The organism is Aeromicrobium sp. UBA7512 (assembly GCF_002476985.1).
Taxonomy (GTDB): Bacteria; Actinomycetota; Actinomycetes; order Propionibacteriales; family Nocardioidaceae; genus Aeromicrobium; species Aeromicrobium phoceense.
The window spans coordinates 216,414-231,333 of record NZ_DLNK01000003.1 but is presented as its reverse complement, the minus strand read 5'-3'; the positions used below and the strand labels follow the sequence as shown (position 1 = coordinate 231,333).

General features: G+C 71.4%; 16 protein-coding genes. 12 read left to right on the top strand and 4 right to left on the bottom strand.

Annotated features, from left to right (window positions below; all coding sequences use genetic code 11):
* The first annotated feature begins 2 nt into the window (after window positions 1-2).
* From B2363_RS02970 to B2363_RS02955, 4 genes are all read left to right on the top strand, one after another.
* Window positions 3-500, top strand: a complete 498-nt coding sequence (locus tag B2363_RS02970; protein WP_286928355.1) for a universal stress protein — start codon at window positions 3-5, stop codon at window positions 498-500.
* A complete protein-coding gene (gene msrB / locus B2363_RS02965; RefSeq protein WP_181756048.1) occupies window positions 497-916 on the top strand; it encodes a peptide-methionine (R)-S-oxide reductase MsrB in 420 nt (139 codons plus the stop codon). Before B2363_RS02970 ends, msrB begins: the two co-directional genes overlap by 4 nt.
* Before the next feature lie 211 nt (window positions 917-1,127).
* Window positions 1,128-1,658 carry a DUF6318 family protein gene (locus B2363_RS02960; protein ID WP_286928349.1) on the top strand — a complete coding sequence of 177 codons (531 nt, stop codon included), beginning with the start codon at window positions 1,128-1,130 and terminating at the stop codon, window positions 1,656-1,658.
* A 173-nt stretch (window positions 1,659-1,831) separates the two neighbouring features.
* Window positions 1,832-2,365: a hypothetical protein gene (locus B2363_RS02955; protein ID WP_286928347.1), complete on the top strand. Its 534-nt coding sequence runs from the start codon at window positions 1,832-1,834 to the stop codon at window positions 2,363-2,365.
* Between the two features lie 31 nt (window positions 2,366-2,396).
* Here the strand turns inward: B2363_RS02955 and hemQ are convergent, their stop codons facing one another.
* From hemQ to hemE, 3 genes are read right to left on the bottom strand one after another with little or no spacing between them, the layout of a single operon-like run.
* Entirely contained in the window at window positions 2,397-3,089 is a 693-nt protein-coding gene (gene hemQ, locus B2363_RS02950) for a hydrogen peroxide-dependent heme synthase (protein WP_286928346.1), read from the bottom strand.
* A 10-nt stretch (window positions 3,090-3,099) separates the two neighbouring features.
* Window positions 3,100-4,434 carry a protoporphyrinogen/coproporphyrinogen oxidase gene (locus tag B2363_RS02945; RefSeq protein WP_286928343.1) on the bottom strand — a complete coding sequence of 445 codons (1,335 nt, stop codon included), beginning with the start codon at window positions 4,432-4,434 and terminating at the stop codon, window positions 3,100-3,102.
* A 1-nt stretch (window position 4,435) separates the two neighbouring features.
* The gene (gene hemE, locus B2363_RS02940) at window positions 4,436-5,497 is read right to left on the bottom strand and encodes a uroporphyrinogen decarboxylase (protein ID WP_286928342.1); all 1,062 of its coding nucleotides are present in this window, start codon (window positions 5,495-5,497) and stop codon (window positions 4,436-4,438) included.
* A 66-nt stretch (window positions 5,498-5,563) separates the two neighbouring features.
* Between hemE and B2363_RS02935 the strand changes: the two genes are divergently transcribed.
* The 3 genes from B2363_RS02935 (at window position 5,564) to B2363_RS02925 (ending at window position 8,035) form a co-directional block, all read left to right on the top strand.
* Complete coding sequence (locus B2363_RS02935) at window positions 5,564-6,142, top strand: DUF3000 domain-containing protein (RefSeq protein ID WP_181756054.1); 579 nt, start codon at window positions 5,564-5,566, stop codon at window positions 6,140-6,142.
* Window positions 6,139-7,374: an HRDC domain-containing protein gene (locus tag B2363_RS02930; RefSeq protein WP_286928341.1), complete on the top strand. Its 1,236-nt coding sequence runs from the start codon at window positions 6,139-6,141 to the stop codon at window positions 7,372-7,374. Before B2363_RS02935 ends, B2363_RS02930 begins: the two co-directional genes overlap by 4 nt.
* A gap of 70 nt (window positions 7,375-7,444) precedes the next feature.
* Entirely contained in the window at window positions 7,445-8,035 is a 591-nt protein-coding gene (locus B2363_RS02925; protein ID WP_286928339.1) for a hypothetical protein, read from the top strand.
* A 168-nt stretch (window positions 8,036-8,203) separates the two neighbouring features.
* On the opposite strand, the gene B2363_RS02920 is transcribed toward B2363_RS02925, so the two are convergent.
* On the bottom strand, window positions 8,204-9,172 hold the full coding sequence (locus B2363_RS02920; protein ID WP_286928336.1) for an aldo/keto reductase: 969 nt from the start codon (window positions 9,170-9,172) through the stop codon (window positions 8,204-8,206).
* Window positions 9,173-9,203: 31 nt separating this feature from the next.
* Here B2363_RS02920 and B2363_RS02915 point away from each other — a divergent pair, with 31 nt between their 5' ends.
* From B2363_RS02915 to B2363_RS02895, 5 genes are all read left to right on the top strand, one after another.
* Window positions 9,204-9,548, top strand: coding sequence for a hypothetical protein (locus tag B2363_RS02915; protein ID WP_286928334.1), 345 nt, complete (start codon window positions 9,204-9,206; stop codon window positions 9,546-9,548).
* A gap of 66 nt (window positions 9,549-9,614) precedes the next feature.
* Complete coding sequence (gene secD / locus B2363_RS02910; protein ID WP_286928332.1) at window positions 9,615-11,915, top strand: protein translocase subunit SecD; 2,301 nt, start codon at window positions 9,615-9,617, stop codon at window positions 11,913-11,915.
* A gap of 20 nt (window positions 11,916-11,935) precedes the next feature.
* Complete coding sequence (locus B2363_RS02905) at window positions 11,936-12,367, top strand: TM2 domain-containing protein (protein ID WP_286928330.1); 432 nt, start codon at window positions 11,936-11,938, stop codon at window positions 12,365-12,367.
* A gap of 36 nt (window positions 12,368-12,403) precedes the next feature.
* Complete coding sequence (locus B2363_RS02900) at window positions 12,404-13,777, top strand: cystathionine beta-synthase (RefSeq protein ID WP_286928327.1); 1,374 nt, start codon at window positions 12,404-12,406, stop codon at window positions 13,775-13,777.
* Complete coding sequence (locus B2363_RS02895) at window positions 13,774-14,919, top strand: cystathionine gamma-synthase (protein ID WP_286928325.1); 1,146 nt, start codon at window positions 13,774-13,776, stop codon at window positions 14,917-14,919. Before B2363_RS02900 ends, B2363_RS02895 begins: the two co-directional genes overlap by 4 nt.
* Window position 14,920 lies beyond the last annotated feature (1 nt).

The following is a 14,920-nucleotide window of genomic DNA, read 5'->3' as shown; positions in this document are numbered from 1 at the left end:
GCATGTACAACGTGGCCCTGCTGGTGGAACGCCAGCTCATCGCCCTGGACGCCGATCAGATCCTCGCCCTTCATGAGGGTGTCGACGACGACGTCACGTATCACATGCTGCTGCCGGTCGACTCGTCCCCGGCAGCGCTGAGTGCGTCCATGACGGCGTTCGGCGGGGCTCAGTTCGTCCCGCTGGAGGAACCGGCCGCCTACACCCGCATCGAGGACGAGCTGCGCCAGGACGGGCAGGCCGAGCTCGAGGCCTCCGCGGCACTGCTCACCGAGCGCGGCCAGAAGGTCACCACGAAGCTCGTCGAGTACGACCCGATCGACGCCCTCGTGGACGTCGTGAAGGAGAAGTCGTGCGAGGAGGTCATCATCCTGACCGAGCCGCACGTGGTGCGTGAGTTCCTTCACCTCGATTGGACGTCGCGAGCGAGAAGAAAACTGGACGTCCCGACGTTGCACCTCTTGGAACACCTGACTTTCGACGAACAGGCGGAGATGTGAGCAACCAGACTGACAAGACCTATGCGGTCGACCGTCCCGACGACGAGTGGCGCAAGGACCTCAGCGCCGCGGAGTACCACGTGCTGCGTCAGGCCGGGACCGAGCGACCCTTCAGCAGCGACTACGAGCACGACGCCACCGAGGGTGTGTACCGGTGTCGCGGCTGCAACGCCGAGCTCTTCCGTAGCGAGACCAAGTTCGACGCCCAGTGCGGCTGGCCGTCGTTCTACTCCCCCTTGGCGGAGGACCGCGTCGAGTACATCGAGGACTCCACCCTCGGCATGAAGCGCACCGAGGTTCGCTGCGCCAACTGCGGCTCGCATCTGGGCCACGTGTTCGCCGGCGAGGGCTTCGCCACTCCGACCGACCTGCGCTACTGCATCAACGGCATCGCGCTGGACCTGCAGGCCGACTGACAACCCGCGCCCCCGGGCGCACGAGATGTGCAGCGGTGTCCACCCTTCTTCGCGCCTGGCGCGGGGATGCGGTGGGCACCGCTTGCTCGTGTCCGAGCCCTCGTCCACAGGCCTGAGACGGAGGGCTGACGTCCCCGCGGGCCGTCGCTAGAGTGCGTAACTCGAAGTGACGTAGTTCGGGGGAACGATGCGGATACTGACGTGTGCCTTCGTGGCGACACTCGCGCTCACGATGAGCGCCTGCGGCGAGGACGACCCGCCGCCTACTGAACCGACCAGCGCGGCCACGACGCCCGCGAACCCTGACGCCACCCTGCCGCCCATGCCCGCGGCGGCGCAGGAATTCACGCCGAACGGCGCAGCCACGTTCGTTCGCTACTACGTGAGCGTTCTGAGCTTCGCGTCAGCGACAGGCGACGTAGAAGAACTCGAGAGCTTGTCCGACCCTGAGTGCGGCGGATGCAGCGACTACATCGACTACTTCCGCCAGACGTACCTCGACGGTGGCTGGATCCAGGACCGCGCGTGGAGCAATGGCGGTACGAAACTCTGGTTCGATGACGCGGTAGACGGCGAAACGCGTGCGACGACCAACGTCACCCTCAGTGCAGGCAGCTTGAAGAAGGATGGCGATTCTGAACCCTCGGCGGCGCCTAAGTCATCACACCCAGTCACCTTCGGACTGACATTTGATGGATCGGCGTGGTCTATGACTCAGCTCGTCGCCGGCGATCCGAAATGAGAGCCGTGCTGGTCTTGGCGCTTTTCGTGTTGCTTCCATCCGAGGTTGATGTTGACCCGGCCGACGACACTCCGGGTGTTGTTGTCCGCGACCGCGAGTGGCAGCCTCCAGGAGACTCGGGCCCGATCCGCGTCCAAAACCCGGGTGCGCCTGAGCCAGCCCCGACCGAGCATGTGCCGGAGCCCTTCTACTGCCGTCCCGAGGCGCCATTTCCCCAGGACGACTGCATCACGCGGCCCGAGCCGGCGGACCCCACCGAGGCCCCAGAGCGGGAGGTGACGCCCGGCGATGTCGTGGAGGCGGTCGAGCGCGTGGGGCTGCCCCGGCTGCGCGTGGCCGTCCAGCCGGCCGGGTCGACGCTGGTGAACCTCGAGACGATCTTTCACACCAGCGCGGCACCGTTCGAGGAGACCGTGGACATCCTCGACTCCACCGTCGACCTGCGGGCCACGCCCGCGAGCTACACGTGGCACCACGGCGACGGGACGACCCAGACCACCACCAGCCCCGGCCGTCCCTATCCCGCGCTCGACGTCATCCACCGCTACCGCAGACCCGGCGGCGTCAGGGCACGCGTGGACGTCACCTACCAGGTCACGTACCGCATCGACGACGGCGGATGGCAGGAGCTCGACGCCACGATCACCGCCACCGGACCGACCACGACGCTGCGCGTCCGCGAGGCGCGGCCCGTCCTCACGCGCTGACTTCGCGAGTGTGGGGCGTGCAGCGGAGGGCTCAAGGCCAGAGCGCGGTCAGCTCGGAGACCGAGAGGGCGCGGCCGGTGTAGAACGGCAGTTCCTCGCGCACGTGGTGGCGGGCGCCGGTGGCACGGAGCTCACGCATGAGGTCGACGATGCGGTGCAGCTCGTCGGCCTCGAAGGCCAGCAGCCACTCGTAGTCACCGAGGGCGAACGAGGCGATCGTGTTCGCCCGGACGTCGGCGTAGTCGCGCGCGGCCTCGCCGTGCTCGCGCAGCAGGTGACGACGCTCGTCGTCGGGCAGCAGGTACCACTCGTACGAGCGCACGAACGGGTACACGCAGATGTACTTGAGCGTGTTCTCGTCGGCCAGGAAGTTGGGCACGTGCGAGCGGTTGAACTCCGCCGGGCGGTGCAGACCCGCGTTCGACCACACGGGCGCGAGGTGCGAGCCCAACTCGGTGCGGCGGAAGGCGTTGTAGGCGTCCTGCAGGGCGTCGGCCGTGGCGGCGTGCCACCAGATCATCAGGTCGGCCTCGGCGCGCATCCCGCTCACGTCGTACGTGCCGCGCACCACGACGTCGTCGAGCTTCTCGAAGAGCGCGTCGACCTCGGCCGCCATCGCGGCACGGTCGCCGTCGCCCAGCGGACGCTCGATCCGGAACACCGAGTACATCGCGTAGCGGATGGTGGAGTTGATCTGCTCAGGGTCGACCTCGTGCGAACTCATGCGTCCATTCTCACCCGGCCACGGTTCGCTCCGCCGCGGCCCTCCCGGTGGCCACGACGGCCGCGATCCCCACACCCTCGTAGGCCGCGCCGCAGACCTCGAGTCCGGGCACCGTCGCCACGTCGTCGAGCACCGTGCGCACCAGGTAGCGGTGTCCGACCTCGTACTGCGGCAGACCCCCGCCCCAGCGCTGCACCGTCGAGGCCGTGACCGAACCGATCGCTCCCCCGGGCTCGACGACCGAGCGCAGGTCCGCCACGGCCAGGTCGATCAGGGAGGCGTCGTCGCGTTGCAGCACCGCGGTGTCGCCCGCGCGCCCGATCGACGCGCGCAGCACCGTGGCACCGCCGGCGGCCTCCGCGAGCCAGGCCCACTTGCGCGACGAGAACGTCGCGGCCTTGATCTCCAGCGGCTCGACCGGGGGCACGAGGAAGCCGGTGCCCGACGGCAGGTCGGCGCCCTCGAGCAGCAGCGACACGACCACCATCGAGGCGTAGTCCAGACCCGCGAGGGCGAAGGCGGCCCGCGGGGCGACCTCGGCCAGCAGCCGGGACGCCGCCGGCGCGGGAGCGGCCATCACGACGGCGTCGAAGCGCTCGCGCACGGGCGCCGTCGTGGGACCCACGACGAGCTCCCACCCGGAACCGTCGCGGCGAACGGATCGCACGGTGGCCCCAGTGCGCACCTCGAAGCCGCCGGCCTCGACGACAGCGCCGGGAACCCGCCCCACTCCGCCGCGGACCCCGACGAGCGCCGGTCCGGAGGGCTTCGGGGCGGCGGCCCGCGCGGCGGCGCCGGCCAGCAGGTCCGGACCGAGCTCGGAGATCACCGGGGCCGCGGCGCGGAGCGAGAGCCGGTCGGCGTGGCCCGCGTAGACGCCGCCGAGCAGCGGCTCGACGAGGCGATCGACCACCTCGCGTCCCAGCCGGTCGCCCACGAACTGCGCGACGGAGACGTCCTCGTCGGGCACGGGCAGCGGCGTCGAGGTCACGGGGCCCGCGAGCACGCCCGACGCGTCGAGGGCAGCCAGGTCGGACGGCACGCCCATGATCGTGGGCGGGAGCGCACGCAGGGCCCCACGGCTCCACACCATCGACGGGATCGGCTCGGGCGCCACGACGTCGGCGGAGAGGCCGACGGCGTCGACGAGGTCGAGGGCCTCAGGACGGCGGGCGAGCATCGCCTCGGCGCCCACATCCACGGTCAGGTCGCCGAGTCGCGCCTGGCGGACCTTGCCGCCGATCTCGGGCGAGCCCTCCAGCACCACCGGCTCCGCACCCGCGGCAGCCAGGTGGAAGGCTGCGGAAAGCCCTGCGATCCCGCCGCCCACGACGGCGACGCGCACGTCAGGCCTCCGGCTCGTAGGCGTGCACGAAGTCGACCAGCCGCGTCAGCGCGTCGGCGTCGGTCGCGGGAAGCACGCCGTGCCCGAGGTTGAAGACGTGACCCTTGGCGGCTCGTCCGGCCTCGATCACCTCGGCCGCGCGGGCGTGGACGATCTCGGTGGGCGCGAACAGCAGCGTCGGGTCGAGGTTGCCCTGGACGGCGCGATCGCCGACCCGGCCGATCGCGTCGGACAGCGGAACGCGCCAGTCGACACCGACGACGTCGGCGCCCACCTCGCCCATGCGCGACAGCAGCTCGCCCGTGCCGACGCCGAAGTGGATCCGCGGCACGTCGAGGTCGGCGACGGACGCGAGGACGGCCTCGGAGTGCGGACGCACGTAGGTGTCGTAGTCGGACGGCGACAGCGCCCCGGCCCACGAGTCGAACAGCTGGACCGCGGAGGCACCGGCCTCGACCTGCAGCCGCAGGAACTGGCCGGCGATGACCGCGATCCGCCCGAGCAGCGCGTGCCACAGGTCGGGATCGCCGTACATCAGCTCCTTGGTGCGCCGGTGGTCGCGCGACGGGCCGCCCTCGACGAGGTAGGAGGCGAGCGTGAACGGCGCTCCGGCGAAGCCGATCAGCGGCGTCCCACCCAGCTCGCCGACGAGGCCGCGCACGGCATCGGTGATCGAGGTGACGTCGTCGGGCTCCAGGTCACGCAGGGTGCCGAGCTGGTCGGCCGAGCGGATCGGGTCGGCCACCACGGGCCCGGTGCCCGGGACGATGTCCAGGTCGACGCCGATCGCCTTCAACGGCACGACGATGTCGGAGAAGAAGATGGCCGCGTCGACGCCGTGGCGGCGCACCGGCTGCATCGTGATCTCGACGACCATCTCGGTGCGGAAGCACGACTCGAGCATGGGCACGCCCTCGCGGATCGCGAGGTACTCCGGCAGGGAGCGTCCGGCCTGCCGCATGAACCAGACCGGCGTGTGGGAGGGCTCGAGTCCACGGCACGCACGCAGGAACGGGCTCGTGAGGGCGCTGTCGACGGAGGCGTCGCGAACATCGTTGGTCACGTCACGAGTCTGTCACGCCTGCGTGTCGAGCCTCCCGCCCCCGCATTCCGTGCCTAAGATCACCGTGTGGGCGCCCGAACCAAGCTTGAAGGCATCCCGGCACCGTTCACGCGGGCTGTCGAGGAAGTGAAGCGCGCCGTCGCGCGCCCAGAGCTCGAGCTCGGCGAGATGCCGGCTCCGCAGCGCATCGCCCCGTTCGCCCACGCGATGACCGCCGACGTGGTCGTCGCGGACGTCGAGCTGGGCACCGGGCGCTTCATCCTGCTGCACGACCCGGCCGGCAACGACGCGTGGAACGGCACGTTCCGCTGCGTCACGTTCGCCCGTGCCGACATCGAGCAGGAGATGGCCACCGACCCGCTCATCACCCAGGTCGGCTGGAGCTGGCTGACCGACGCACTCGACGACGCGGGCGCCGAGCACACCAACCCCGCCGGCAGCATCACCGTCGTCCGCTCGGAGGGCTTCGGCGCGATGACCGACGACGAGACCGACGCCCAGATCGAGGTGCGCGCGTCCTGGACGCCCCATGGCGGGCTCGAGCCCCACGCCTCGGCGTGGATGGAACTGCTCGGCAAGCTCGCCGGCCTGCCGCCCCTGGCACCCGGCGTCGTCCCCCTCACCCGTAGGCGCGCCTCCCGTTGACGAACGAACCCGAAGAGATCATCGACGAGGCTCCTGAGCCCGTCCTCCCCCGACTCGGCCTCCGCGAGCCGCTCACCCCGGTGGTCGACACCGACGACGCCCTGGCCCGCGCCTGCGCCGAGATCTCGCTCGGCGAGGGACCCATCGCCCTGGACGCCGAGCGCGCCTCGGGCTACCGCTACTCCCAGCGCGCCTACCTCGTGCAGGTGCGCCGCGAGGGCTCGGGCAGCTGGCTGATCGACCCGATCGCCTTCCCCGACCTCAGCGAGCTGGGCCTGGCCTTCGGCGACGCCGAGTGGATCCTTCACGCCGCCACCCAGGACCTGCCGTGCCTGGCCGAGGTCGGGCTGCGCCCCACCTCGCTGTTCGACACCGAGCTCGCCGGCCGGCTGCTGAACCTGCCGCGCGTCGGCCTGGCGGCCCTCGTGGAGCACTACCTCGGCATGAGTCTGGCCAAGGAGTTCTCGGCGGCCGACTGGTCCACCCGGCCGCTGCCCGAGCCGTGGCTGGAGTACGCGGCACTCGACGTGGAGGTCCTGCTCGAGCTGCGCGAGCTCGTGCTGGCCGACCTGAAGGCCGCCGGCAAGGACGGCTGGGCGCGCGAGGAGTTCGACGCGCTGCTGTCGTTCACCGGGCCGCCCGAGCGTAAGGACCCGTGGCGACGCACCTCGAGCATCCACAAGATCCGCAGCCGCCGGGCCCTGGCCATCGTTCGGGCCCTGTGGCACGCCCGCGACGGGATCGCCGAGGACCGCGACATCACTCCCGGCCGCATCCTGCCCGACGCGTCGATCGTGTCGCTGGCCACGCACGCCCCCGACTCGTTCACCGCGCTCAAGAACGACCCCACGATGCGCCGTCGCGGTCCGCGCCGGTTCCTCGACGACTGGTTCGACGCGATCGAGGAGGCCCTCGGCCTGCCCGAGGACGAGCTGCCCACCTCGGGCCAGCGCTCCGACGGCCCGCCGCCGCCGCGCGCCTGGGCGGACAAGGACCCGGTCGCGGCCGCCCGTCTCGTCCGGGTGCGCGCGCAGGTCACCCAGATCGCCGAGCAGCACAACGTCCCGGCCGAGAACCTCATCGGCCCCGCCATCGTGCGCGCGCTCGCCTGGCAGCCGCCCGCCGACCTCGACGCGGCCTCGATCGCCGAGGAGCTGCGCGAGCGGGGCAGCCGGAACTGGCAGATCGAGCTGGTGGCCGCGCCGATCGCGGCCGCGCTCGTCGACCCCTGATCCCCGGCGCACCCGCACGACACCGGACATCTGCTCCCGCAGTCACCGGCCCGGGTTTACGCTCGAATGCATGGCCGACTTCCACAAGCCGTCGTTGCCCGGGGCAGCCGTGTTCGACTCGCTGCCCGACCCGGACGACCCGGCTGAACGCACCGCCGCCGGCCACCGCATCGCCTCACTGCTGGTGCGAGGGGCCCGCGACCACGCCGATCGCGACCTCGTCGAGCGGGTGCTGCACCTGGCCGACTCCGAGGGCATGGGAGTCATCGCCGAGCTCTGGGCCAAGGCCCCTCCCGAGACCGTCGCGGGCGCCCTGTGGCGGCTCTACGCCCTGCGCACGTGGGTGCACCACAACCCCGTGCAGGCGTCGCGCGAGTTCGCCGCCGGCCGTGCCTACGCACCCGTGCAGGAGGTCCTCGCCGGCGTGGTCGACCCGCCCGGACCGAACGAGGTCGTCGAGCTCGTGGACACGGTCGTGCGGGGCATCGTCGCCGCCGACTTCGACGTCTCGCTGGACCGCGCGGCGGCCTTCGCGCACATCGTCGGCGTGGGCCGCGGCCAGATGGAGGGCGGCGATGCCACCAGCGCCGCCCGCCTCGTCGACACGGCACGCCACCTGCGGGCGGCCGCCGAGGCGGAGCGTCGCGGCGAGCTGCACTGAGCCGGTTCCCGAGTTGCCCCGGTCACCTTTGAATTTGGATCCGATGCATTAAAATGGTGAGTGCGCCGGGTCGAGGTAGCCCCGGGTCCCAACATCAGCCGCTACGAGCGGCCACGCGCCGTGAGGCGCTCCCGACCCGGCGCGCCCCTCCCCCTTCACGCCCTCCGATCAGCGCGGCGCGAACGTCGTGTACGAGTGCGCCGGCGCCAGCAGGTCGTCGAGGGCGGCGGAATCCTCCGCCGTCGGGACCCAGCTCGCGGCGGCCACGTTCGAGGCCACCTGCTCCGGCCGCGAGACGCCGGCGATCACCGAGGAGACGGCCGGTCGCGAGGCGAGTCCGCCCATCGCCAGCTCGAGCAGCGTGATGTCCCTCTCGTCGGCGAAGGCCTGCAGCGCGTCGATCCGCTCCCAGTCCGCGCCCTCCCACCGCGCGCGCTGTCCGGCCAGGCGCGTGCCCGCCTCGGGCTCGGCGTCGCGCGAGTACTTGCCGGTCAGCAACCCGTACGCGAGCGGGAAGTACGGCAGCAGCCCCACGCCCAGCTCCAGGCATGCCGGCACGAGCTCGACCTCGGCCGCGGGGTTGTAGAGCGAGTACTCGTTCTGCGCGGTGGCGAAGTGCGCGAGCCCGGTGGTCCGCGAGATCCAGTCGGCGTCGACGAGCTGCCACGCGGTGAAGTTCGAGCAGCCGATCGCACGGACCTTGCCCTCGTCGACCAGCTCGGTCATCGCGCCGAGGGTCTCCTCGACCGGCGTACCGGGATCCGGGGTGTGCAGCTGGTAGAGGTCGATGACGTCGGTGCCGAGGCGGCGCAGGCTCGCCTCCGCCGCGCGGCGGACGTACGCCGCGCTCCCCCGCCGCCCGCCGTCGTCGCCGTTGCGCCCCTGCATGTCCATGCCGAACTTGGTGGCGACGACCACCTCGTCGCGACGCCCCTGCAGGGCGGCGCCGAGCAGGGTCTCGCTCTCACCGAGGGAGTAGGTGTCGGCCGTGTCGAAGAACCGCACCCCGTGCTCGAAGGCCGCGTCGACGACGGCGGTCACCTGGTCGCCGTCGATGCGCGCCCCGAAGGCGTTGCAGCCGATCCCCACGGGGCCGACGTCGATACCGCTCGTTCCCAGGACATGTCGTGTGCTCACGCACCCACCGTAGGACGGTTACACTCGGCGGGTGATCCGGACCACCCACGCCGTGCGACGTCTCGTCGCGGCCCTGGCAGCCGTGCTGCTGGCCGGCATGCTCGGGCTGGGTGCCCTCGCCGGATTCTCCGGAGCCGAGCGGCGTGCCACGGGCACGACCATGTCGGCCGGGGACGAGCCCGCCCAGCCGCGGGTCACGGTCGCCAAGGCGACCTCGGACGACCACTCCGTGTCCGTCGACCTGCCCGCGGGCACGCTCGACACCACGCTGTCGCTGGTCGCGGCAGCCCTGGTGGCGCTCGCCGCCGCCCTGGTCGCCGCACAGGTGGGCCGGGCGGTTCCCGCGCCGGCCGGGCGCGCCCCGCCGCTGGCCTGACCGGCCCCGGTCCGTCTTCGCCACCCCTCGTACTTCGCCGTCCTCGGCCCCCATCGAAAGTCACCCATGTCCTCCAAGACCAACTTCTGGCGCGGCCTCGTCTGCCTCGTCGTGATCGTCGGCTCGCTCGCGATCGCCTTCACCATGAAGCCCAACCTGGGCCTCGACCTGCGCGGCGGCACGCAGATCACGCTCGAGACCAAGTCCACCGACCGCATCGAGGCGAACGCCGAGTCCACCGACCGGGCCCTCGAGGTCCTGCGCGGCCGCGTCGACGCCCTCGGCGTCTCCGAGCCGACGCTGGCGCGCTCGGGCGACACGCGGATCATCGTCGAGCTGCCCGACGTGCAGGACCCGAAGAAGGCCGCCGAGGTCATCGGCCAGACGGCCACCCTGGAGTTCCGCGAGGTCAAGGCCCCCGCCGACGAGGCCACCAAGCCCGCGAAGGGCGAGGTCGTCCTGCCCGACGAGCAGGGCCAGAACATTCTCCTCGGCCCGGTCGCCTTCGACGGCAACGGGATCAGCGACGCCAACGCCGCGCTGCCCCAGCAGGGCCTCGGCGAGTGGGTCGTCAACGTCGAGTTCAACGGCACGGGCCGTGCGCCGTGGCGCGACCTGGTGACCTCGGCCTGCGCCAACACCGCGGCCGGCAACCGGATCGCGATCATCCTGGACAACGAGGTCATCTCGTCGCCCGGCATCGTCCCCGAGCTGTGCCAGTCCGGCGGCGGCAGCTCGACCAGCATCACCGGCGACTTCACCCAGGCCAGCGCCGACGAGCTCGCCGCGCTGATCAAGGGCGGCGCCCTCCCGGTCCCCGTGGAGATCATCGACCAGCGCACCGTCGGCCCGACGCTCGGCCAGGCCGCCATCGACGACTCCATCCAGGCCTCGATCATCGGCCTGTTCCTCACCGGACTCTTCATCATCTTCATCTACCGCGCGACCGGCGTCATGGCCACGGTCGCGCTGTGCGTCTACGCACTCGTCTCCTACGCCGCGCTGGTCCTGCTCGGGGCCACGCTGACCCTGCCCGGCCTGGCGGGCTTCGTGCTCGCGATCGGCCTGGCGATCGACGCCAACGTGCTGGTCTACGAACGAGCGCGCGAGGAATACCACGAGAATCCGAAGTCCGGCCTGCTCTCGGCCCTGACCACCGGCTTCTCCAAGGCCTGGTCCGCGATCATCGACTCCAACGTCACGACGATCCTGGCCGCGCTGCTGCTGTTCTTCCTGTCGGCCGGCCCGGTCAAGGGCTTCGGCATCACCCTGACCATCGGCGTCATCGCCTCGATGTTCTCCGCCCTGGTCGTGGCCCGCTGGCTCACCGAGTGGCTGGTCAAGCGCCGCTGGATCCGCTCGCACCCGCAGGTCAGCGGCATCGGCGGCATCTCCGGCGTGCGTCGCTGGCTGAACGAGCACGGTCCCTACCTCGTCCGCCGCGCGGGCATGTGGGTCGCCATCTCCCTCGGTGTCGCCACCGTGGCGATCGGCGGCATCCTCGTGCGCGACCTGAACCTCGGCGTCGAGTTCGCCGGCGGCCGCCAGATCGAGTACTCGACCGCCGAGGCGGTCACCCCCGACCAGGCCCGCGAGGCCGTGGCCGACGCCGGGTTCCCCGAGGCGGTCGTGCAGTCCTCGTCCGCCGACGGCGGCGAGAACATCTCGGTGCGCCTGCCCAAGATCAGCGAGGACCAGGCCGAGCAGGTGCGCTCCTCGATCGCCGAGATCGGCGGCGAGACCGTTCAGGTCCGGTCCGACACGATCGACCCCACGCTGGGCAAGGAGCTGCGCAACAAGGCGCTGCTGGCCTTCCTCATCGCGGTGGCCGCGCAGATGGCCTACCTGGCCTGGCGCTTCCGCTGGACCTGGGCCGCGGCCGCCATCGTCTCGATGGCCTCGGTCGTGCTCGCGGTCGTGGGCGTCTTCGCCTGGTGGGGCAAGCCGATCGACGGCGTGTTCCTGGCGGCCATCCTGTCCATCATCGGCCTGGCCGTGAACGACTCGATCGTCGTCCTCGACCGCATCCGAGAACGCACCCGGACGCGCGACATCCCGTTGCGTGAGATGGTCAACGAAGCGATCCTGTCGACCCTGCCGCGAACCATCAACACCGCGATGGGCGCCACGTTCATCCTGGCGGCGCTGATGGTGCTGGGTGGCGACTCGCTGCGCGACTTCTCGATCGCGGTGCTGCTCGGCCTGCTGTTCGGCCACTTCTCCACGGTGTTCACCGCAGCCACGCTGGGTGTCCTGCTGGAGGAGCGCTGGCCGTACAACCCGGACAAGGATCCGCGCCACAAGGCCGACCCGTACTCGCACATCCTCGACGGGCGCGGCACGCCCGACGAGGGCGCGGTGGTCTGATCCAGCGGTAGCGTGCGCTCATGACCACCCCGCCGGACGAGCCGTACCCCGATCCCGATCAGGGAGCGGGCGACCACGATCCGACGCTGCGGTTCGGCGGGCCCTCGGGCCCGTCGAACCCCCCGCCGCCGCCGCCGCCTCCGCCTCCGCCGCCTCCTCCCCCGCCGCCGCCGCCGCCGGGAGGATGGGCGGGGCCGGGAGCGCCGTACGGCATCGACCCCAAGACCGGCATCCCGTTCTCGGACAAGTCGAAGATCGTCGCGGGCCTGCTGCAGATCCTGATCCCCCTGGGGATCGGGCGGTTCTACACCGGGCACACGGGGATCGGCGTGGCCCAGCTGCTGGTCACGGTCTTCACGTGTGGCGTGGGCGCGATCTGGCCGTTCGTCGACGGGATCATCACGCTCGTGTCGGATTCTCGCGACGGGAACGGGCGCCCGCTCCGGTCCTGATCGGGCGCGTCAGACCCGCGGTGCGATGATGGGGTCATGGCCATCGCGAACCACGTGGTCGACCTCATCGGCGACACACCCCTAGTCCGGCTGAACTCCGTCGTACCCGAAGGCGCGGCCACCGTCGTGGCCAAGCTCGAGTACCTGAACCCCGGCGGCAGCGCGAAGGATCGCATCGCGGTCAAGATGGTCGACGAGGCCGAGGCCTCCGGGGCCCTCAAGCCCGGCGGCACGATCGTCGAGCCCACGTCGGGCAACACCGGCGTCGGCCTGGCCCTCGTCGCCCAGCAGCGCGGCTACTCGTGCATCTTCGTGTGCCCCGACAAGGTCAGCGAGGACAAGCGCAACACGCTGAAGGCCTACGGCGCGCAGGTCGTGGTGTGCCCCACGGCGGTCCCGCCGGACCACCCCGACTCGTACTACAACGTCTCCGACCGCCTCGTGCGCGAGACCGCGGGGGCCTGGAAGCCCGACCAGTACTCCAACCCGGCCGGCCCGGCCAGCCACTACGAGACCACCGGTCCGGAGATCTGGCGCGACACCGAGGGGGCGATCACCCACTTCGTCGCCGGCGTCGGCACCGGCGGCACGATCTCGGGGGCCGGCCGCTTCCTCAAGGAGCAGCGGTCCGACCTGAAGGTCATCGGCGCCGATCCCGAGGGCTCGGTCTACTCCGGCGGCACGGGGCGTCCCTACCTCGTGGAGGGCGTCGGCGAGGACTTCTGGCCCACGGCCTACGACCCGGCGATCCCCGACGAGATCATCGCCGTCTCGGACGCCGACTCCTTCGACATGACGCGCCGCCTGGCCCGCGAGGAGGGCCTGCTGGTCGGTGGCTCGTGCGGCATGGCCGTGGTCGCCGCCGTGCGCGTGGCCGAGCGCCTCGGTCCCGACGACCTCGTCGTGGTGCTGCTGCCCGACGGCGGACGCGGCTACCTCTCGAAGATCTTCAACGACGACTGGATGGCCTCCTACGGCTTCCTGCGCACGCCGCTCGACGGCCATCCGGCCGACCTGCACGTGCTCGACATCCTGCGCCGCAAGAGCGGGGCCATGCCCGCGCTCGTGCACACCCACCCGTCCGAGACGGTGCGCGACGCGATCGAGATCCTGCGCGAGTACAACGTCTCGCAGATGCCCGTCGTTGGCCCCGAGCCGCCGGTGGTCATCGGCGAGGTCGCCGGCAGCGTCAGCGAGCGCGAGCTCGTGAGTGCGGTCTTCGAGGGCCGCGCCCAGCTGACCGACGCCGTCGCCCAGCACATGGAGCCGCCCCTGCCGATCATCGGCTCCGGCGAGGACCTGTCCGCCGCGCTCGACGCCTTCAAGGGCAGCGACGCGCTGATGGTGGTCGACGAGGGCAAGCCGCTCGGCGTCCTGACCCGTCACGACCTGTTGGGAGTTCACGTATGAGCGACGGCGGCGGCTTCTCCACCCGCGCGATCCACGCCGGTCAGGATCCCGATCCGCGCACCGGCGCGGTGAACATCCCGATCTATGCCAGCTCCACGTTCGCCCAGGACGGCGTCGGGGGCATGCGCGAGGGCTTCGAGTACGCGCGCACCGGCAACCCCACCCGCCGGGCGCTCGAGGCGAACCTCGCCGCGCTCGAGGGCGGCACGTACGGACGCGCCTTCTCCTCGGGCATGGCGGCCACCGACGCGGCGCTGCGCGCGATCCTGCGGCCGGGCGACCACCTGGTGATCCCCGACGACGCCTACGGCGGCACGTTCCGACTCATCGACAAGGTGTTCTCGCACTGGGGCATCGAGCACACGCCCGTGCCGGTCAACGATCTCGACGCCATCGCGGCGGCGATCACCGACCGCACCAAGCTGGTGTGGCTGGAGACGCCCACCAATCCCCTGCTCAACGTCGCCGACATCGCCGGAGCCGCCGAGGTCGCCCGTGCCGCCGGGGTGAGGCTGCTCGTCGACAGCACGTTCGCGTCGCCCTACCTCCAGCAGCCACTGGCGCTGGGCGCCGACATCGTCCTGCACTCCTCCACCAAGTACCTCGGCGGCCACAGTGACGTCGTCGGCGGCGCGCTCGTCACGTCCGACCCCGCACTCGACGAGGCCTTCGCGTTCCTGCAGAACGGCGCGGGCGGCGTGCCCGGACCGTTCGACGCCTACCTGACCCTGCGCGGCATCAAGACCCTCGCGGTCCGGATGGACCGGCACTGCGACAACGCCGAGGCGATCGCGCGGATGCTGGTCGACCACGACGCGGTCAGCCACGTCAGCTACCCCGGTCTGCCCGACCACCCGGGTCACGAGGTCGCGGCGCGCCAGATGCGCCGGTTCGGCGGGATGATCTCGCTGCGCCTCGCCGGCGGTCGTCAGGCGGCGCTCGACCTGTGCTCGCGTACCCGCGTCTTCACCCTCGCCGAGAGCCTCGGCGGCGTGGAGTCGCTCATCGAGCACCCGGGCGCCATGACGCACGCGTCCACGGCCGGATCGCAGCTCGAGGTTCCTGAGGACCTCGTCCGGCTGTCGGTCGGGATCGAGGACGTCGAGGACCTGCTGGAGGACCTGCAGCAGGCCCTGGCCTGAC

Excerpts from the sequence above, each read along its gene's own strand:
- B2363_RS02970 (WP_286928355.1), top strand. The coding sequence starts at position 3 with ATGTACAACGTGGCCCTGCTGGTGGAACGCCAGCTCATCGCCCTGGAC.
- hemQ (WP_286928346.1), bottom strand. The coding sequence starts at position 3,089 with ATGAGTTCGCACGAGGTCGACCCTGAGCAGATCAACTCCACCATCCGC.
- B2363_RS02925 (WP_286928339.1), top strand. The coding sequence starts at position 7,445 with ATGGCCGACTTCCACAAGCCGTCGTTGCCCGGGGCAGCCGTGTTCGAC.
- secD (WP_286928332.1), top strand. The coding sequence starts at position 9,615 with ATGTCCTCCAAGACCAACTTCTGGCGCGGCCTCGTCTGCCTCGTCGTG.
- B2363_RS02905 (WP_286928330.1), top strand. The coding sequence starts at position 11,936 with ATGACCACCCCGCCGGACGAGCCGTACCCCGATCCCGATCAGGGAGCG.
- B2363_RS02900 (WP_286928327.1), top strand. The coding sequence starts at position 12,404 with ATGGCCATCGCGAACCACGTGGTCGACCTCATCGGCGACACACCCCTA.
- B2363_RS02895 (WP_286928325.1), top strand. The coding sequence starts at position 13,774 with ATGAGCGACGGCGGCGGCTTCTCCACCCGCGCGATCCACGCCGGTCAG.